Annotated in this window: 18 protein-coding genes; 4 read left to right on the forward strand and 14 right to left on the reverse strand. The window is 49.3% G+C overall.

Annotated elements, in window-relative coordinates:
• Window positions 1-38 precede the first annotated feature (38 nt).
• Together K3G39_RS14270 and K3G39_RS14275 are read right to left on the reverse strand one after the other, a co-directional pair.
• Window positions 39-1,685, reverse strand: a complete 1,647-nt coding sequence (locus K3G39_RS14270; protein WP_220626850.1) for a TldD/PmbA family protein — start codon at window positions 1,683-1,685, stop codon at window positions 39-41.
• Between the two features lie 274 nt (window positions 1,686-1,959).
• Window positions 1,960-2,604 carry a septal ring lytic transglycosylase RlpA family protein gene (locus K3G39_RS14275; protein ID WP_220626851.1) on the reverse strand — a complete coding sequence of 215 codons (645 nt, stop codon included), beginning with the start codon at window positions 2,602-2,604 and terminating at the stop codon, window positions 1,960-1,962.
• Window positions 2,605-2,921: 317 nt separating this feature from the next.
• Here K3G39_RS14275 and K3G39_RS14280 point away from each other — a divergent pair, with 317 nt between their 5' ends.
• Window positions 2,922-3,836 carry a DUF72 domain-containing protein gene (locus K3G39_RS14280; RefSeq protein ID WP_220626852.1) on the forward strand — a complete coding sequence of 305 codons (915 nt, stop codon included), beginning with the start codon at window positions 2,922-2,924 and terminating at the stop codon, window positions 3,834-3,836.
• A gap of 331 nt (window positions 3,837-4,167) precedes the next feature.
• On the opposite strand, the gene K3G39_RS14285 is transcribed toward K3G39_RS14280, so the two are convergent.
• The 5 genes from K3G39_RS14285 to K3G39_RS14305 all read right to left on the reverse strand — a co-directional run bounded on the left by K3G39_RS14285 (window position 4,168) and on the right by K3G39_RS14305 (window position 11,338).
• The gene (locus tag K3G39_RS14285) at window positions 4,168-6,252 is read right to left on the reverse strand and encodes an insulinase family protein (protein ID WP_220626853.1); all 2,085 of its coding nucleotides are present in this window, start codon (window positions 6,250-6,252) and stop codon (window positions 4,168-4,170) included.
• Between the two features lie 11 nt (window positions 6,253-6,263).
• A complete protein-coding gene (locus K3G39_RS14290; RefSeq protein WP_220626854.1) occupies window positions 6,264-7,601 on the reverse strand; it encodes a pitrilysin family protein in 1,338 nt (445 codons plus the stop codon).
• A 223-nt stretch (window positions 7,602-7,824) separates the two neighbouring features.
• The gene (locus K3G39_RS14295; RefSeq protein WP_220626855.1) at window positions 7,825-9,030 is read right to left on the reverse strand and encodes a hypothetical protein; all 1,206 of its coding nucleotides are present in this window, start codon (window positions 9,028-9,030) and stop codon (window positions 7,825-7,827) included.
• 10 nt (window positions 9,031-9,040) lie between these two features.
• Complete coding sequence (dgt, locus tag K3G39_RS14300) at window positions 9,041-10,426, reverse strand: dGTP triphosphohydrolase (protein ID WP_220626856.1); 1,386 nt, start codon at window positions 10,424-10,426, stop codon at window positions 9,041-9,043.
• Window positions 10,427-10,444: 18 nt separating this feature from the next.
• Complete coding sequence (locus tag K3G39_RS14305) at window positions 10,445-11,338, reverse strand: DUF3667 domain-containing protein (protein WP_255594358.1); 894 nt, start codon at window positions 11,336-11,338, stop codon at window positions 10,445-10,447.
• Between the two features lie 603 nt (window positions 11,339-11,941).
• Between K3G39_RS14305 and K3G39_RS14310 the strand changes: the two genes are divergently transcribed.
• Complete coding sequence (locus K3G39_RS14310) at window positions 11,942-12,415, forward strand: Hsp20/alpha crystallin family protein (RefSeq protein WP_255594360.1); 474 nt, start codon at window positions 11,942-11,944, stop codon at window positions 12,413-12,415.
• A 49-nt stretch (window positions 12,416-12,464) separates the two neighbouring features.
• On the opposite strand, the gene K3G39_RS14315 is transcribed toward K3G39_RS14310, so the two are convergent.
• From K3G39_RS14315 to K3G39_RS14325, 3 genes are all read right to left on the reverse strand, one after another.
• Window positions 12,465-14,636: a T9SS type A sorting domain-containing protein gene (locus K3G39_RS14315; protein WP_220626857.1), complete on the reverse strand. Its 2,172-nt coding sequence runs from the start codon at window positions 14,634-14,636 to the stop codon at window positions 12,465-12,467.
• Window positions 14,637-14,822: 186 nt separating this feature from the next.
• Entirely contained in the window at window positions 14,823-15,902 is a 1,080-nt protein-coding gene (locus K3G39_RS14320) for a site-2 protease family protein (protein ID WP_220626858.1), read from the reverse strand.
• An 88-nt stretch (window positions 15,903-15,990) separates the two neighbouring features.
• Window positions 15,991-16,971, reverse strand: a complete 981-nt coding sequence (locus tag K3G39_RS14325) for a TIGR03885 family FMN-dependent LLM class oxidoreductase (protein WP_255594361.1) — start codon at window positions 16,969-16,971, stop codon at window positions 15,991-15,993.
• Window positions 16,972-17,325: 354 nt separating this feature from the next.
• Here K3G39_RS14325 and arfB point away from each other — a divergent pair, with 354 nt between their 5' ends.
• Complete coding sequence (gene arfB, locus K3G39_RS14330; RefSeq protein WP_220626859.1) at window positions 17,326-17,742, forward strand: alternative ribosome rescue aminoacyl-tRNA hydrolase ArfB; 417 nt, start codon at window positions 17,326-17,328, stop codon at window positions 17,740-17,742.
• Here the strand turns inward: arfB and K3G39_RS14335 are convergent.
• On the reverse strand, window positions 17,739-17,912 hold the full coding sequence (locus K3G39_RS14335; RefSeq protein WP_220626860.1) for a hypothetical protein: 174 nt from the start codon (window positions 17,910-17,912) through the stop codon (window positions 17,739-17,741). The two genes, arfB and K3G39_RS14335, sit on opposite strands and share 4 nt — an antisense overlap.
• Before the next feature lie 65 nt (window positions 17,913-17,977).
• On the opposite strand from K3G39_RS14335, the gene K3G39_RS14340 reads away from it, so the two are divergent.
• Entirely contained in the window at window positions 17,978-18,628 is a 651-nt protein-coding gene (locus K3G39_RS14340) for a hypothetical protein (protein WP_220626861.1), read from the forward strand.
• A gap of 177 nt (window positions 18,629-18,805) precedes the next feature.
• Here the strand turns inward: K3G39_RS14340 and K3G39_RS14345 are convergent, their stop codons facing one another.
• The 3 genes from K3G39_RS14345 to K3G39_RS14355 are packed head-to-tail and all read right to left on the reverse strand — an operon-like array spanning window position 18,806 to window position 19,424.
• Entirely contained in the window at window positions 18,806-18,970 is a 165-nt protein-coding gene (locus K3G39_RS14345) for a hypothetical protein (RefSeq protein WP_220626862.1), read from the reverse strand.
• Window positions 18,971-19,022: 52 nt separating this feature from the next.
• Window positions 19,023-19,199, reverse strand: a complete 177-nt coding sequence (locus K3G39_RS14350; RefSeq protein WP_220626863.1) for a hypothetical protein — start codon at window positions 19,197-19,199, stop codon at window positions 19,023-19,025.
• A gap of 48 nt (window positions 19,200-19,247) precedes the next feature.
• On the reverse strand, window positions 19,248-19,424 hold the full coding sequence (locus K3G39_RS14355) for a hypothetical protein (RefSeq protein ID WP_220626864.1): 177 nt from the start codon (window positions 19,422-19,424) through the stop codon (window positions 19,248-19,250).
• Between the last annotated feature and the right edge of the window lie 107 nt (window positions 19,425-19,531).

Consider the following 19,531-nt stretch of genomic DNA (forward strand, 5'->3'; position numbering starts at 1 on the left):
ATAACTCAAGACTCAGAACTCAGAACTCGTTACTCGCGCTAAATTTTGCGCGCGGTATTGATCACGTTCACACCATTGAAGCGGGTGTGGGCAGAGCCGTGCGATACGGCGCTTACCTGACTTGGCTGGCCTTTGCCGTCGAAGAACGAACCAAACAGACGGTAGTCACTCTCATCGCATGAGCCTGCACAGGAGTTCCAGAACTCTTGCGTGTTGCTTTGGTAAGCCACATCCTCCAGCATACCTACAATCTTGCCTTTGCTGATCTCGTAGAACGCCGTGCCGCCAAACTGGAAGTTGTAGCGCTGCTGGTCAATGGAGTAAGAGCCACGCCCGGCGATGTAAATGCCCTTGTCGACGCCTGAAATAAGCTGGTCTACGTTCATCTTCTGTTTGCCCGGCGCCAGCGATACGTTTGGCATACGCTGGAACTGTACAGAACTCCAGTTATCGGCATAGCAGCAGCCATGCGATTCCGGCTCGTTGATGATGTGCGCCTGGTCACGGATGGCCTGATAATTCACCAGCACACCGTCTTTAATCAGGTCCCACTGCTTGGTCTTCACGCCTTCATCGTCCCAACCAACCAGGCCAAGTGAGCCCTTCTGGGTCTTGTCAGCGAAGATGTGCACCTTATCGGAGCCGTATTTGAAGTTTTTGGATTTCCACTTGTCAAGCGTGGCGAAGGAGGTACCAGCGTAATTGGCTTCGTAGCCGAGTACACGGTCGAGCTCCAGCGGATGACCCACAGATTCGTGAATGGTCAGGCCAAGGTGGTTCGGATCCAGGATAAGGTCGTACTTGCCGGCTGCCACTGACTTGGCTGTTAACTTTTCTTTGGCTTGTTTAGCGGCCAGGGCGGCGTCTTCGAGCATGTCGTAGGCGTAGCGGTAGCCGGTCAGGCCTGTGCCTTCCGGTCCTTTTATTTTCTCCCCAGCTTTTGGCACCATGTATTCCCAGCCCATGCCCATTGGAGCGCTCAGGGCCTCGCGGGTTCTGAACTTACCGCTGGCTTTGTCTACGGCCGTTACCGTAAAGTTTGGCCAGATGCGATGGATGTCCTGGTCGATATAAGAACCATCGGTGGAAGCGAAGTATTTCTGTTCGTTTACCTGGAAGAGTGCAGAGTTCACAAAGCTGGCCCCGTTCTCCAGTGCCTTGGCGTTGGCGGCCAGAAGCAGGTCTGCCTTCTCATTAATCGGAACCTCAAATGCGTTTCTTTCGATCGGCGTTTTCCAGCTTACCTCGCCGTAGCTATTCACTGGCGCGAGCCTTACCGGCTCTTTCTGCAGCTTGGAGTTGGCTTTGGCAATGGCTACGGCCTGCTGAGCTGCCTGGGCTATACCTTTGTCTGTTACATCCGAAGTAGCGGCAAAGCCCCAGGTACCGTTGGCCAGCACCCGAACACCCACACCATAAGACTCGGCGTTTACGATGTTCTGCACCTGCTTTTCACGCGTGAAAACATATTGCTGCAGGTAGCGGCCTATACGCACGTCGGCATAGGAGGCACCGTTTGACTTGGCTGTGTTCAAAGCTACATCTGCCAGTCGCTTTTTTAAGGCCGGGTCTACCTGTTCCAGCGCTCTCTCGGGTGAGATGATATCGCCGAAAACAGGTATGGAGGGCATCATGAGCCCGCCGAACCCGAGCGCCGATAGCTCGATAAAATGACGTCTTTTCAAGTTCTTTTAAGTTAAGGTTTAGAGAAGTATAGTTTTAGGTAACTAAGTTTAGGTAATTACAATCGTAAATCAAAGTACAGGTGCAAGTTATAAGCCGTATAGCAGGTTTTTATAGATGAAGCAGGTGTATCCTTCTATAAAAATAGCGGCCTGGCTTTTAGAACGGAGGAAATGGAGAAGGTTTAATAAGGAGCCAGGCAAAGCCCGTAAAACCAAAAAAGCGGAAGACCGCTATGGTCCTCCGCTTCCTGCTTATCAGTAATCTATTAGTCGTTTAGGCTTCGCTAACCTTGCCAGCCAGGCCCTCTTCTTTGAGTAACTCATTGAATGCCTCAGCTTCGTTTTTGCTGGTGAATTTACCAGCATTTACCCGTACAACTTCACGGCCATTCACGCGCTCCTTAGCTATATCTAGCGACAAGTGCTTGTCAAAAGCTTTGAGTTTGCGGCTAAGTTCCTCGGCCTGCTTTTGGCTGGCAGCCATTTGAATGGTGAAGGCACTTGGTTTGGCTTCTGCTGTTGCAGCAGCTACTTCGCTCTTATCAAGCACCTCTACCTTTACTTTGGCTACTCCTGCCGTGTGTATACCTAGTTTGCGGGCGGCTGCCTCTGACACGTCAATAATGCGGTTGCCTACAAAAGGGCCGCGGTCGTTGATGCGCAGTACAACAGATTCGTCGTTGGCGGGATTGGTCACTTTAACCATCGTGCCGAAGGGAAGTGTTTTGTGCGCGGCGGTCATGTCGTTTTTGTTGTAGCGCTCGCCGCTGCTGGTTTTTCTACCGTGATATTTGCTGCCGTACCAGGAGGCAGATCCGATTTGGGTTTTGTCGTTGCTTTGTGCGAAAGTTGGTTGACTAACTCCGATAAATAGAAAAATGATTACTGTTAAGATAAAGCACTTTCTATTGTTCTTCATATAGTTTTTGGTTGGTGAATCCGCAAAGTTACGGAAAATTTTGAAAACAAGGTCTTATACGCTGTATCACAGCTTTAGGTATAGGGGGATACACGCAGCCTCATAAAGCCGCTATAAGTGATGTAATGACAAAAAGCCTTTTTTTAGCTTATATGAGCATATTTTCATATCTTACTATAGCGATTAATTAATCAGCCACAGACGAAAAATATTTTGCTTTTCTGTCGTAGCTGGATGTTAAACGGGAACTTTTGACGGTATATTTTGTTTGGTCCCAAAATTCTGCCAAAGCGTATACTTTATAAAAGCATAGTACCATGGACTTTGGAAAACTCTCCGATATCAACCGCGTTGACTTCACACTTCCGCCTGACCATCCTGACACGCTGCCTTTGCTAAACAGGTATAAGACAGGGGTTAAGGAAAAAGCGAAGGTATACATCGGCTTGCCCGTTTGGGTAAACAAACCGTGGGTGGGCGAATACTACCCGGCTGGCATGAAGGAAAAGGAGTCGCTATTGTGGTATGGCAAGCAGTTTAACACCATTGAGCTCAACAGCACGCACTACCACGTACCCGGCCCGGATACCATTGAGCGGTGGCGGAATTCTGTGCCACAGGGATTTACCTTCTGCCCCAAATTCCCGCAACTCATCAGCCACGAAGGTCCGCTTGTGAGCTCCCTCGATTTGACTGCCACTTTTTGTGAAGCCATCGCCGGACTGGAAGATAAGTTGGGTTGCTCTTTTCTGCAGCTACCGCCTTACTTTGTCCCTAATCAGCTGAAAGACCTTGAAAAATTTGTGCAGTACATACCTGAAAGTGTGCCGCTCGCCGTAGAGCTGCGCCATCCTGATTGGTTTGTGGACAATGTGGCCTCGCTGGAGCTGTTTGAAGTACTGGAGAAATACCGCGTGAGCACCGTGCTTACTGATGTGTCAGGCCGGCGCGACGTGCTGCACATGCGCCTGACCACCCCAACGGCTATGGTGCGTTTTGTGGGCAACGGCCTGCACCCCACCGATTATACCCGCATCGATGACTGGGTAGCCAGAATTAAGGTATGGCTCGATGCCGGATTGCAGCAACTTTACTTTTTCGTGCACGAACCTGACAATACCACCTCGCCCGAGCTGGCCACGTACCTGATCGAGAAACTAAACAAGGTATGTGGGCTCGACATCAAGCCACCCAAAAAGTTTGTGCAGGCCGTGCAGGGGGAGTTGTTTTAGCGTGCCGTATCAGGGCAGGTATAGCAAGTGCTTATCTTAAAGCATCTCATTGCTGTTGTAAAAAGTGGTAGGCTATACCTTGAGTTATTGCGTTATGCTGGCCCTTGAGGAGTTGTACTATACTTGCCGTGTTTGCCATACCTATATTTTTAGTGCAGGTATACCTGATTTGCTGGTCTTATGCCACGGTTCTATAACTTGCTATACCTGTACTCCCAGAATTTTATACCTGCTATACCTGACTCAGTTTTGCTATCAAGGTATAGCTAAACAAAAAAAGCGGCTTACCTAACTAGGCACGCCGCTTTTTTTGGGTTATTGGGTAAGGGAATTAGATTTTGAAGGCGTCGTCGCTGATACCTTTGTTCACTTCCACGCTTTGAACCTCTGCTTTAATCACCTGAGGACCAACAACAGTTTCGATCACGTGCGGGTATTTCACGCCGTCTACCTCTTTGTAGTTCTTGTAGCTCTTGGTCTGCGTGATAGCGCCCTGTGGCGTTTGCATGTTCTTCACATCTTTCAAAAGCAAACCTGTTGCCTTATCGAAGTAATGAAGCGTTTTCTGACCGTTTGAGGCTGTTGCTTCCACGATGTAAGCGTCAGTGCCATCTACTTTCTCCTGACCGGTTACAGCCGTCTTAATGCCGAACTTCTCGAAACGGGTCATAGAAAACATATCAGACTCAGCTTTAGAAGATGCAAGCTCTTCGGCAGTCATGTCTTTGTTTACACCCTGCATAGGGGCTTCCATTTTGCCTTTGTCTCCGTTGATGATCACACGCTGCATCGGGCTGTTGTTCATCAGGATCTGAATCAGCATTTTATCAGCGCCTTTTTGCTGTTGCTTAAAAGTAAGGGCCATACCTTGTACGCTCGCGTTCATGGTCACCGTCACGTCTTTCACCTTCTCGATGTTCGCTTTGCCACCAATGGCCTGGATATACTTAGAGATAAGCTGATCTGCTGTCACATCTGTCGGAATTGCTTTGGCGGCCGCCATATCTACTTTCTCGCCAGTGGCGTCAAAGTAAGTAATGGCGTTATCATCTTCATCAAACGCCACCAGTTTGTCGGCGATGTCCTTGGCATTGCCAACAGCGAGGATATAAAGCTGGTCAGGCCGCACATACTTCTGTGCCACACGCTGCACATCGGCCGCTGTGATTGACTCAACTTTCTTCAGATAGTTGGCATAATAGTCAGCTGGCAGGTTGTAGCGAGCAGTCGAAATGGCGTACATGGCCACAGTACCTGGGTTCTCCAGACCACGGGCGAAGTTACCGGTGATGTAGGCTTTGGCATAAGCCAGTTCCTTGTCCGTTACCTGCTTTGTTCTGATGCCGTTGAATTCTTTCATGAACTCGGCTGTGGCACTGTCGGTTACAGCGTTGCGTACGCTGGCTGAGGCGTTGAAACGACCCAGAATTTTGTCAGAAGAAAGCGTAGAGTAAGCACCGTAGGTATAGCCATTTTTCTCACGCAGGTTCATAAACAGACGGGCTGTACTGCCGCCACCCAGAATGGTGTTCATCACCTGGGTTGCCACATAATCTTCAGCACCCGGCTTCATTTCTACAGGGTTTGTAAATGAAAGCACACTTTGCACTGCGCTTGGACGGTCAACAATCACTACTTGCGTTTTGCCATCGTGCTTCGGCAGGTCATAGTTGTGTGTTGGTACATTGGCTTTCTTCCACTTCCCAAACGACTTGTTCAGCAGCTTTTTCATTTCCTTTGGCGTCACGTCGCCCACCACAGCCAGGTAGCCGATGTTCGGACGGTAGTACGTGTTGTAGTAATTCTGCACATCAGCCAACGTAATGTTGTTGATTGTTTCTTCCGTAGTCAGCTCGCCATTCGGGTGGTTCTTGCCGAAGAGCAGGGTATTGCGAATCTTGCCGGCAATAGCATCCGGGTTGTCCTTTTCAGAAGCCAGGTTAGCCAGCATCTGCTTTTTTACCTTGTCGAGTTCTTCCTGCGTGAAGTTCGGGTTCAGGAGGGCGTCAGCTGTCAGGTCGAGCAGGGTAGGCAGGTTTTTCTTAAGCGAAGAAGCACCAAAACCAGTTGAGTTGAACGAAAGGTTCGCACCGATAAAGTCCACTTGCTCGTCAAACTGGTCTTTGCTGCGGGTTTTTGTGCCGGTGCGCATCATCTGGCCCGCCATGTTCACGTAGCCCGCCTTATCACCTTCCAGAACCGGATCACGATCCAGCACCAGCGACATGTTAACTACCGGCAGCTTGTGGTTTTCCACCACGTATACCTTCAGGCCGTTTTTCAGGGTGAAGTGTTCGTACTTGCCCAGCTCAATTTTAGGGGCCGGACCAGCCGGAGGAGGCGTTTGTTTTGTCTGCGCTGTGGCCACCGTAGTGAGCGCCAGCATCAGTAGGAGTATGTTATATATTCTCTTCATGATAATCTAAATTAATTGCTTGGTTGAGCTGACTTTGGCAGGTAGTGCAACACCACGCGGTTGTTTTTGGTGAGGTACTTGTTGGCCACACGCTGAATGTCTTCTTTCGTCACTTTCATGTAGCGGTCGATCTCGTTGTTGATCAGGTTGGCGTCGCCGTAGTACACGTGGTAGTTGGCCAGGTTTTCGGCACGACCAGCTACCGTGCTGTTCTGCTGCACAAACTGACTTTCCATCTGGTTGCGCAGTTTCTGGAACTCACGCTCGCTTATCAACTCTTTTTTCACAAGCTCAATCTCTGCGTCCACAGCGCTCTCCAGATCCTTCACATCCACGCCCATGTTGGCAATGGCATAAGTCAGGAACAAGCCCGGATCTTCGGTAGGGAAAGGTATAGAAAGGGCGGCAACCGCTTTCTGCTGCTTGTCTACGATGGCCTTTGGCATACGGGCACTCTGGCCACCTGAAAGCAATGTAGTCAGCATAGACAGGGCATAATGGTCTTCAGTGCCTTGAGCCGGAATGTGGTACGCCTGTATAACGGCTGGTAGCTGAATGTTGTCATACACCACTTTGCGACGTTCTTCAGTCTGGGCAGGCTCCACCACATTTGGTCTCGGGATTTCCTTGGTGCCTTTCGGGATTTTGGCAAAATACTGCTCAATCAGCTTCTTCGTCTCATCGATGTTGATATCGCCTGCGATAGAAAGCGTAGCGTTATTTGGCACATAGAAGGTTTTATAGAAGTCGCGGAATTCCTCGATCTTGGCATTGTTTAGGTCCTCGAACGTACCGATCGGCGTGATCTTGTACGGGTGCTCGGTATAGGCAAGGCCGAAGGTGTTCTCCAGGATAGTACCGTAAGGCTGGTTGTCTACACGCATGCGCTTCTCTTCCTGCACTACTTTACGCTGGGTTTCCACACCAACTTCGTCTACTTTGGCGCCTACCATACGCTCAGCTTCCATCCACAGACCAAGGGCCAGCTGGTTAGAAGGCAACAGCTCATAATAATAAGTGCGGTCAAACGAGGTATTGGCATTGAGGGAGCCGCCGGCAGCCTGCACCATGTTCATGTACTGGCCACGCTCAATGTTCTCGGTGCCCTCAAACATCAGGTGTTCAAAGAAGTGCGCAAAGCCTGTGCGGCCTTTTACTTCGTTTTTGGAGCCTACATGGTATAGCACCGACACAGCCACGTTAGGAGTGGATTTGTCCTGATGCAAAATCACGTGCAGTCCGTTCGGGAGCGTATACTCTGTGAATTCGATCTTATTGCTCTTGGTCTGGGCGAAGGCCGCAAAGCCCGACGCAACCCATACAAGGCAAATTAGAAGTTTTCGTTTCATAAAAGAATAAAGGTTTAGGAATAGATTTGCTCTATCACACGACTTATGTTATAAAGCCTATAAAATTAGTATAAATATTGAAAGAGTTTTACACAAATAGCCGAATGCCTATGTTCGCTCTACTAACAGGGAGGTATAGCGGATAAAATGGGTGAGGTGATGATGAAAAAGATGCAGAATCTATACCTTGGTTTGCCAGGTTTTTGACTTGCCCAGGTATAGCTTATAGAATTTGCTGCAGCTGCTGCAGAATGAATTTCTTTGGCAGATTAAGGAAAAGCGACAGTAGGAAGAAAGTGAAAAGCGCATATTTTGCCTGAATGATGTCTTTATGTTTGTCGGGGAGGGAGACCAGGGCGTAAACCAGCCCTATAAGAAACGGAAAGCTGAAGGGCGCCAGTAATCTATAGTCCAATGCGTCGAAATGAGATACTAGACGCATTGCCACAATAGCAGCCAGGTATAACAAGGCAAGTCCTATACATATCATGGAAAAGTTATTTTGTCTCAACTCTTGCCAGAAATTATAATGCCGCTTTACTTTAAAGGTAATGAAAGTTATCACAGCCAATTGTATGAGTGCAGTGATATAAAGTAAGTAATCGGGTTGATTTTGTGGCCTGTATTCGCGGATGATGAGGAACTCGTTGAAGAGGCCTTTGAGGGACATGAGCAAGAAATGCACCCCTGATTCAGTTTCAGTCTCCATTCTGTCGAGACCAGTTGCAAATCCGCTTAGTTTATGATTGATAATTAAATAGCCTGCAACTGATAGTGTAGTTAGGATTGAGGTAATGAAGAATATTTTAGCTGGTTTGTGGTTTTTGTTTAAGCGAAAATAGATGCACAGTATGATAGGCACACCCAAAGAGAAAATACCTGCATACCGAAGCAAGAACAAGCCAAGGCAGACAAGGTAGATGAACGTTGCATTACGATGAACCGCTATGCCTTTATAGACTTGCAATACTAGATGAGCGAGTAGTAAGAGTAGTAAAAGGAACGGAGCTTCGGACCATGTAAAGCTATAGACTTCCAGTAATGTGTAACTGCAACAGATAGAAGCGAGCACAAAAGAATAAGAGTGGCAAATACAACGCAAAAACAAGAAAATGCCAGCCAACAATAGTAGGTTGAGTGTTTTTGAAGCCCAAAAAACATCGAGTCCACTTATGCTTGTAGTCAGAAAAATCAATGTTGGGTAACCGACTGGCCACTTAGTGAAAAGCCGGGTCTTATTCCCCATTGTGTCTGTTTCATAAAAGCCGTAACCGTCTGTAAGATTCTGAGCAGCATTTAGATATGCTACAGAATCAGGTGTTGTATACCCTGTACCTTCTACATTAACTCTAAAGATAATAATTGCACTTATAAGCAAGTAGAGTAATAGTAAGAATAAGTCCGCTCTTTTAAATTTATCTTCAAGCATACCCACTCCCTTAATACATCCTCGGCAATTCAATACCTTTTATCTTCCGGTACAGCCCGAGTGCAGCCTGGTCGGTGAGGCTGGTGACATAGTCGGTGATGTGGATGATGCGGTCGTAATCGGTGGCGCCTTCGGGGAGTCGCAAATACTGCGGCGGAATGAGATCCGCAATTTTGCGGTGGTGCTTTGACTCTTGGCGGAAGGCGGCTTTCATGCAGGCATCCAGCAGGCCGCCAAGTACTTCGAAACCGGCAGCTTCGATTTCCAACACGGGGCGATTGCGGTATATCAGGGCAATCGATAAGTCTCTGATCTGGTCCAAAACGGGCTTGCAGCCGAGCTCGTTGATGAGTGGCTTGTCGTAGTTGCCGGCCAGTATGGGTTCTTCGTGCTGCAGAAAAATCTGCGCCGTTTCTTCGATCAGCTTCCCGATGATGCGGGCCCGGAGGTAGCCAATTTCTTCACGCCAGTCGTAAAAAGTAAGGCTGGAAACACGACCTGGAGCATCGTTCAGAATTTGGCGCAGTAGCGCTATACCTTGCTGATGCGGCACGAGGCCAAGTTTTAGGCCATCTTCAAAATCGATGACACGGTAGCAGATGTCGTCAGCAGCCTCTACTAAAAAGGCAAGCGGGTGGCGGTGGAAAAACACCTGGTCGTCGGCGCCTTTATGAAGCAGCCCCAGTTCCTGCGCAATGGTGTTGAACCAGGCTTTTTCAGTCTGGAAGAAGCCGTATTTCTTTTCGCTGGTGCTTTTGGTGCCTTTTATTTCCGGTAGCGACTCCTTTGGGTATTTGGTAAAGGTAGCCAGAGTGGTATAGGTGAGGCTCAGACCGCTGTGACTTACGCCATCAGGTAATTTGCAGTGTACCGGATAGGTATAGGTGAGCACTCTGAAACCAGCTGCATTGCCCTCGAAGCGCTGCAGATCGGTTTTTTGGGCCTCAGAAAGATTTTGCAGGAAGGGCTGCGCCTCATCGCTCAGAAAATAAGCTGAAATCGCGTCTTCGCCGGAGTGCCCAAAAGGCGGGTTTCCGATGTCATGCGCCAGACAGGCTGCCGCTACCATATCACCGAAGTCAGCTTCCTGTATGTTCTTTTCGCCGGTCAGTTCCGGGTGGCGCTCCAAAATGCTTTTGCCCACGATGCGGCCTAGCGACCGGCCAACCACCGAAGCTTCGAGACTGTGAGTGAGGCGCGTATGCACAAAATCGCTCTCGGGCATGGGCATTACCTGCGTCTTGTTCTGCAGCCGCCGGAAGGCTGATGAGAACACGATACGGTCGTAGTCGCGCTGAAACTCGCCGCGCACGGATTCGTCTGAACTATACTTGCTGTCAGTTGTTTCGAAGCGTTTTTTTGAAATTAAGCGTTCCCAAGTGGTAGATGGAGTCATGTCGTAACAAGGTATAAATTAACTGAACAGCACGCTAACGCCAACAGTAGCTACAAACAAAATGGCCAGCGATATCAGGTAAGTCAGGCCAATTGGTATCAGCTTAAATGCCGTACGCAGGTATGATTCCTTGTAAACATAGCGCATCGCGAAGAATAAGTAAACCGTGCTGATCAGCAAAACCCACACGTTAGTGTCTATACTGCTAAAAACTACTTCTATGAGTACAGACAGCATGATCAGCAGAAAGACAAAGGTATGGAAATGAACAGAGAACATCAGGTGCTCCACGTAATTACGGCGCTGCGACCGGTGAAACAGGTATAGGATGAACCCGAAAAACGGCATGAGCACAAACATCATGAACGAGATATTCTTCAACAGCTTCTGCCGGGACTGTTCTTCGTTTTTCAAGAATCTCTTGAACTTGTTATCTACCTCCTCATTAATAATGAGAGAGGCGGTGTCGCTGGTAGCCAGCCTTGCCCGGACGCTGGCCAGTGAATCTGCCTGCATGATCCGGGCGGCAACTTCCGGATCAGTAGTTTCCAACCCTTCCTCTATGGTGACCTTGTTACCCATTACAAGGCCCTTCGAGGCAAACAAGGCGATGGTGGTAAAGAAAAAGATACTTACAAACACATAAAGCCTGAATGGTGGAACGTAGGATGCACGCTGGCCGAGGTTGAATTTTTCAGTCAGGTAACCGGGGCGGGTGATCAGGTACTTGAGTGTGCGCCAGAATTTTGTGTCATAGTGCAGGGTGCTTTCAAAAAACTCCTCCACCAGGTGCTTCACCGGCACATTCAGATCATGATTTTCCTGTCCGCAGTTGGGACAGTAATTGTTTACCTCCTCAAAGGTGTGGCCGCAGTTAGGGCATTGTACAAACTTTCGTCTTTTCTTCGCCATAGGTGTGCATCAGGCAGTTCGCTTGACTTGTCAAATATAGTATACTCACTATAATAAAACTACCATTCCCCTCTTGCCAGTAATTCCGGATGACAAGAAAAGTGTGCAATTGCAGTCGCATGGTTTATTATAGAGATGTTACCTTTTTTGTGTTTGAAGGTGGATTATTTTTGCTTTATCTGCTTGTTGTGGCCTTTTTGATCTAAAAATTCAGTTATATATGGTGCATTGAGTAAGTTACCTTTTAAGAGAAAGTCTCCTTTGCGTACAGCCGATGTTTTACAACATTTGTATAGTTACTCGAGCCTATTCCGAGCAATGGAAAACAGACTGTCCCTTTCCAAGCTATGAAACTACACGCGAGCTACTGACAAAACCCTGCGTCGGGTGTGCGCCAATGCTCCTGGAGCGTATGCCCTGACATCTGAAAACAAACCTTACCCTGAAAAGCAACCGGAAACGTAAATTTGTTCCTGGTTGCTTTTTTATTTTTATTCAGGGTTAAACTATAAAAAAATCAAGGCGTAGAAATTAGTGGAGTTCTTTCATCCTGGCCGGGGTGATCATACAGAATATTTAACCAAAACTAAAGGAGGTACCACTATGAAGCCTATGAAAAAAGAACGCACAGGAGGCGAAAGTCTCACTCCCAGGTCGTTCTTCACAGATTTTTTCAGTGATGTAGATCGTTTCTTTGAGAACGACCTGCTACGAATGCCTGCACAGATCGGACGGCAGATCATGCGGAACATACCCGCTACCAACATCCGCGAAAACGAGAGGGAATACACCATAGAGTTGGCCGCCCCAGGTATGGCGAAAGATGATTTTGAAGTGGATGTAGATGAAGGTATGCTGACGATCAGTAGTCAGAAAGAGCAGGACACCACTACAGAGGAAGATAACTATACCCGCCGGGAATATAACTACAGCTCTTTTAGTCGTTCATTCAAGCTGCCGGAGGCCGTAAAGGCAGAAGAAATAAAGGCGCGTTACGAAGAGGGCGTGCTGAAAATAACAGTGCCAAAGCAAGAGCAAACAAGCAACAACAACCGCAAGCGCGTCAGCATTGAGTAAGGTGCCGGATTTAAACAGAAAAGGGAGGCCGACAGCCTCCTTTTTCTGTTTATTGCACTTTAACCACCTTGGTGGCCCCGCTGTTGTTACCCTCGCTCCAGCGGAGCACATACGTGCCCGATGCCAGGTCAGCAACATTGATCTCGATCACTTCGGTGCCGTCAGTCACCGTGGCTTCCAGGTCGCGCACAAGCCTGCCCTGCAAATCGTATAGCTGCAGGCTCAGATCGGACGAGCTACGCACCAGGTATTCTATGCGCAGAGTTTCGCCAGAGGTGCCGTTGGCATTTGTAGTAACACCGAATGGGTTAGGGTATACCTTGAAAATCCGAAGGTCGCTTGGGTTAACCACCTGCACTCTACCCGAAAAAGCTTCAGAATTGTTCGTATAAAGCACGCGCAAACGGTAATAGCTGCGGCGCGGCAGCGGTTCATTGTCTATAAAGGTATAGTCACGTGCCTGGCCGGAGGCAGGTACCTCGCCGACGTCTTCCCACTGCTGCCCATCCTGGCTGCGCTGCACCACAAAGCGAGCTATACCTTGTTCTGCACTGGTCGTCCAGATCACATTCACGTCGCCAGCATTTGTAAAGGAAGCGTCAAAGGTAAAGATCTCGGAAGCCAGATTACAGTCGCCGTCAAGTTTCGGTTTCATAGGAGACTGGCCACCACACACCGGTGGATTCAGGCTACGATTGAGCACCAGGTTAGCTCCGGCAATGTCAGGGGCAGTCAGGTCACGGATCTGCTTTTGGCGGCCGATATTGTAGTGCATCAGGGTGTTCGGCATAATAACGTGGCCCAGCTGGTGCGCGTGGCCCAGCTCATGCAGGATCACGGTTTCAAAGTCATATTGATTAGCGCCCGGACCGCCCGGGCCATACTGCCAGGGAATGGTACTGTTGATTTCCATGTCGAACTCGGTGAGCCAGAAGATTGTGTCGCGCTGGGTGCCGCTAATGGATACGCAGCCTCTGTACTTGCTGATAGTGCGGGCCAGCACACTCTGACCTGTCACGGCCGGAGATGCGAAGCGTATAACACTGCGGCCGTCGTCCGCTGAGCTCTCGGTTGTAGTTGTGGCTCCAACATTCCAGTTTACGTTCGTAGTACATACCCAATTGTTTATGGCACGTCTGAAGCCTTCCTGAGCGGCTGACCTGCTTTGCAGGCTGGGAGCGAATTGTATGGTATAGCCACCGTTCCGGTTGGCATCAATCAGGACGGGCTGAAAAGGTGTGTTGCCACCCTCGGCTACCACGTTGGAGTAGGCAAACTCGATGATGAGCGAACCATCACTTGTGCCTGAAGACCCATCGTTGGTCGTTACTTTTATGCGGCCTGTTCCGGCTGTGCCGCCTGTTTGGGTATAAGAAGGTACCAATACCCTGATCTGGGTATTGGTCCAGGAAATGTAGTCAGAAGCATAGGGGCGTACCAGTGTAGTGCCGCCATCGTCGGCGTTGGGGAACTCCACAAAGCCATTACCGCGTGTGGTACCGAAACCTGTACCGGTGATAGTGAGTACAGCACCAGTGCCCGCGCTGGTGCGGGTGGGGCTAAAGCCACTTACATTCGGAGCTTGGGTGGCCTGTGTGCTTTGCTGCTGTAACTGAGCTTTTATACCTGACTCCAGTCTGCTATTCGTTACCACAGTCCTGTATTGCCGCCCCATGCGCGATGTAACAGTCTGGTATACCTCCTGCACCGATTTGTATTGGTTGAACGGGTCGGTGGCCGTGCCACGTTCCACATCATAGCGGACAAAACCTTGCCGGCTGGCGTATGGCTGCGTAATAATTGAGGCTGCGCTGGCTATTATACCTGTGGGAGCGCCTTTGCTCAGGAAAAACATACCTTGCTGCCCTTTTTTCAGCTGCAAAGCCGACGATACAGTGTGCATCGCCAGTCCTACCGTACCACCATCCGTGATCACCTCTACCTGACGTTCCTTCAACTCACCCTTGAACACCTTGAAAAGCCGGACAGTATGTGCGGTATAGATAAGCTCCTGCCTGGCATCCCAAAAGGACCGCTGGGCGACTACTTCGCCTTCCACAATGATGTCGGCTGCTTTAATGCGGTCCTCAAGCGGAACAGGCACCATGTGCAGGTCTTCGGAGGCGTGGGCTGCAAAGGAAATCACCGAAAGAAGGAGTGCCAACAATATGGCAATGCTTCGCGACCCCAGGCGGTCAGGTGTTAGGAGTATGGTGGTCATAGACTGGTGCGGATTATCTTTTTGCTGTCGATAAATTTGAGTGTCGCATTTCAAAGCGGCCATAACGTACTAGTACGCAAAAGGATGTGCCGGGGTATGCGCGGTTTACTGCCAAATATAATAAAATTGCGTGTCCGGTGAAGTAAATCAGGTATAGCTTTTGTCTGGGAGCTGCGGTTTTGAACATTAATGTGCCAGCGCAGATTTTATCAGGATGAATTCGTTGATGTTGTCGGAGTTGATCACCCCTGCCAGACGACCGTTTTCGAGCACCGGGTAGAGGGGTGCTTTGGTCTTTTGTAGCTCTGAATATGCCTCAGCTAATTTGTCCTGCACGTTAAAGGCTTTTACTTCCTCTGTCATAATATCCGACACCGGGCTTTCGATCTTTTCTTCCTTTACAGCCTGAATCAGTTGCATGCGGGTAAGCGTGCCGACTACCTGCCCGTCCTGCTCCACCACAAAATCGTGTTCCGAGCCTTTGAGAAGTTTGCCCAGGGCTTCGCGCACTGTTTCGGCAGGAGCCAGTGTCACGAAATTGGTCATCATGCCTTCGCGCACCAAATGGCCGCGCAAAAAGTCGAGGTGCTGCACGATCATGTTCTCAGACCAGGCCCCGAAAAACACGAAAATGCCGATCAGGATAAGGAAAGGGTTGTAGAAAAAACCGATGAATACAAAGAAGATAGCCAGCATCTGCCCGAGGTTAGCCGCGATTTGAGTAGCCCGTACCCGCCCCAGTTTAAAAGCCAGCAAAGCCCGCAGCACACGCCCACCGTCCATCGGAAAGGCAGGTATAGCATTGAAAACCACAAGCATCAGGTTGACGAAAAACAGCAGGTATAGAAAGTTGGCTGGCGTAATGCGACTGAAGAACGCCTCGTCCGGCACTTCGCGCAGAGGAGGGAGAATCAACCAGAGCACCAAGGCAATGACCACATTAACGGCGGGGCCGGCAATAGCGATCATAAGCTCTTTTTTCGGGTTTTCAGGTATACGCTCGAGGCTGGCAACCCCGCCAATCGGCAGCAGGGTAATCATTTTGGTGTTCACGCCATAGCGCTTTGCCGTGAGAGCGTGACCCAGTTCGTGCAGCACCACACACAGAAAAATGGTGAGCACAAAGGCAACGGAGAGAAGTGTAGCAGCCAGGTCGGAGCCGCGCTGCATTTCCGAAAACACGATCCAGCCGATCAGGATCAGGAATGTCCAGTGCACCAGAATTTTGATGCCCGCTATGCTGCCAAGGTTAAGGGACCATTTCATAGGGTGTGTATACGTGACGCCTTATACCTGTAACGTGCTTATACGCTATAAGTTAAAAGGTTGCAGGGCTTTGTGGCAGCGTTATACCTTAACCCAAAAGCTGTGGCACCACCCTGTCGCCAAACACCTCGATAAAGCGTTCCTGCTCCAGGTTCACGTTGTGCAAAATCAGCTGACTGAAGCCCAGGTCAATGTCCTGTTGCAGCCACTCTACATGCTGGTTCGGGTCGGAGGAGATGCGCACGTGCGCACGCAGGTCTTCTTCGCGTACAAACATAGCCGCCTGCTCCAGTTGTTTGGCTGTGCGCAGGTCAGAAAGTACAGCACTTGGGAAGATGTTGGAGCGCCACTGCTCATGGGCTCCCTGAAGCGCCTTTTTATCGTCTTTGTCATAAGAAAGCTGCACTTTCAGGTACATGGGTTTGCCCTCGCCCCCGCCTCTGTGAAAAGCCTCTACCATTTTCTTTAACTCTTTCGGAGGCTTCGAAACCGTAATCAGACCATCGGCCCAACTACCCACCCACTCTGCTGTTTCTTCAGTTATGGCTGCTCCGATTATTTTAGGGGCTACTTTGGCGCGGGTGTACAGCTTGGCCTGCTCCACTTTCACGAGACCTTTGTGCGTAACAGTTTCGCCGTCCCAAAGCGCCCGGATGATGTCGACGCACTCTTTCAGGCGGTCGTTACGGTCTTGCTTCACGGGCCAGTGATCACCGGTAATTTGCTCGTTGATATACTGTCCGCTGCCCATAGCCACCCAAAAGCGTTCCGGAAACATTTCAGCCAGTGTGGCAGCAGCCTGCGCAATGATAGCCGGGTGGTAACGCTGCCCGGGCGCATTAACAATACCGAAAGGCAGATTGGTGGCTTGCATGGCCGCTCCGAGCCAGGACCATGCAAATCCGCTCTCACCCTGGTCGAGGCTCCAGGGAGCAAAGTGGTCCGACGACATAGATGCATTGAAACCTGCCTGCTCGGCCTGCTGCACAAATTTTAGGAGTTCGCTGGGTTTAAACTGTTCGTGCGATGCATGGTAGCCGATGCGAAGCATATTGTTGTCCTGGTTCATAGGTATAGCCGCTTAGGTATAAGTAGTAAGGCATACGACGACACTTTGCGCTTTGGTTTCGTAAGAGGCAAAGACACAAAAAAGGACAAACGGTTATGGCCTTATATAGTCCTGATTATTTTATCTTCGCCAGGGAGGATTTTGTATGCTTGTTGAAAAGCACTTGAATGGCAACGAGCAGGAAGATAAGCGATTTGCTGACAGCTCATTTGAGTTGCGGATGCATAAATAAAGTAGCTTTTTAGAGGTAAGGTATACACAATCATAATTCTCACAAAAGGCGCATTTAGGTCTGATTTTAGAAATGAACAGGTATAAGGAGCTGAAGATTGTTTTGGAAGGTATAACGAAGGTATGACAGATATAAGAGAGCGTGATTTTGAGCGGGAGATGAGCTTTCAGGCTTCGCGGAGTGGCGGGGCCGGCGGTCAAAACGTGAATAAGGTGGCCAGCAAAGTTGAGCTTCGCTTCCATGTAGGCGACTCGCAACTGCTTAGTGAGGAAGAAAAGGCGCTCGTGCAGGAAAAATTGGGTAGCCGCATCAATAGCGAGGGTTTTCTGCAGTTGGTGTGCCAGGCAGAACGGAGTCAGCTGCAGAACAAAGAACAATGCATTGCGCGCTTTTATGAGCTGCTCCGGCAGGCACTTACCCGTCAGAAAAAACGAAAAGCCACCAAGCCTACCCGCGCATCCGTCCGCAAACGCCTCGAAAGCAAGCGCCGCCAATCCGACAAAAAGTCCAGCCGGGGTGGTTTTAAAGGCGATTATTAAGGTATAGCATCATTAGAAAAGCCATTGGGCACATTTTTCAGAACAGTTATACAGGTATAGCTCCTTACTTTTAGCGCAGGTATACCAGGCTTTGCTCCCGATACGTTCCGATAAGACTGTCCGCTATACCTTGCTGCACCATCTCTCAAAGAAAAGCTTAGGTCGGACATTTGGTTCTTTTGTGCAGATTAGGTAAGATATTTGCAGCGGCAGGAGTCAGACTCCGAAACAACACATGAAGAAGGTTTTTATTACGATACTATTGGTGGCGGGGGCGGCTACGGCCAGCCAGGCGCAGAAATACAGAACAGCAGCAGGTATACGGCTCGGTGGCGACCAGTTCGGGGCTACCGTGCAGCAGCGCATTGCAGAAAAAAGCACCCTGGAAGGTATGGCCCTGGTCGGCTCGCGGGAGTATAGCGGCACACTGCTTTACCAGCGGCACTGGCCTATGCTGGGCAGGCGCTTCAATTACTACCTGGGCGGCGGCGGCCATATTGGCAACCTCAAAGACCAGGGCGTGTTCACCGGACTGGATGCTATTGTGGGGATAGAATATAAAGTAAATGGGCTGCCCTTTTTGCTTTCCGCTGACGTAAAACCAGCCCTGCACTTCAATCACGAAGACTGGGTAAAACTGGCCACAGGCATCTCGATACGCTATGTAATTGTGTCGGAGAAGAAAGAGAAAAAGAAACTATGGCCCTTTGGTAAGCAGCAGCAGGAGGAAAAATCAGGCTGGCCGTTTGGTAAGAAGAAGGAGCCGGAGCCACCCAAAAAGAAGTTATGGCCTTTCGGTAAAAAAGAGGAGCCTGTGCCGGCCCCCGAACCAGAACCCGAGAAGCGCATCGACCTCAACAAGCTATTCAAGAAAAAGGAAAACTAACAGTAAACGCCCGACCCCATTCAGGTCGGGCGTTTACTGTTTTATAGGTGCAGTCTTTTCTGGTCGCTCAGTTTAGAAGTGAGCGTGAGATTGGTGTTAAAAAGCAACTGGAGAAGTGCCGGGCCAAGGTATGGAGCATGTTATATGTAGCAAGATGGCCCTCCATAAGGCGGTTCGCTACAGCATAGCCACAGGCTGGAGAGCAGGATTTTCGGTGCTGTACAGTAATGTAAGACGTTCCTGCTGCATACGTTCAGCCAGCAGCGCACGCTCGTCAATGGTTTTCTTCATCGCGAAGCCAAATGCGGCTACCAGTGCTAACAGAAGCATGATGATTTTCATGGTTTTATTTGGTACTAATGGCGAGGTTAAGAAACAGGTATAATCAGGTATGCTACTTTAACAGGGAGTCACGCGAAATAGTAATAACTACCTCAGGAAGTAGATTTGGGTAACGATCGAGTTCTCGCAGCTCCTGACGGTGCTTGATCTCTTTTATATCGCTGGCGGTTTTTTTGCCTGCGGCGCCAAAGGCTGCTGTAAGTCCAAATAAAAGAATTAGGATTTTCATAGTGGTTTAGTTTAGGATGATTTGTGATTGGTATATGCTTTCAGGAGATCAGGCCCTCGGTGCTACGATCAGCACTTCTGGCAACAGGTTAGGGTAGCTGCGGAGTTCTCTTTGCTCTTGCTGCAGTTCATGCTTGGCGGCACTTACGCGAATGTCGTCAGCTGTCTTTTTGCAGGTGGCTCCGAAGCCGAGTACTAAAGCGAATAATAAGATGATGATTTTCATAATTGTATAATTTATAAGGTTCTGAGCTTCATGTTGTAAGTACTTAATAGATAGTAGAGTCAGGTGAAAGGTTGCTTGGCGCTTCTAAAATATTTTTAATTTATGAT

The sequence above is a fragment of the Pontibacter sp. HSC-14F20 genome, assembly GCF_019599265.1.
Taxonomy (GTDB): Bacteria; Bacteroidota; Bacteroidia; order Cytophagales; family Hymenobacteraceae; genus Pontibacter.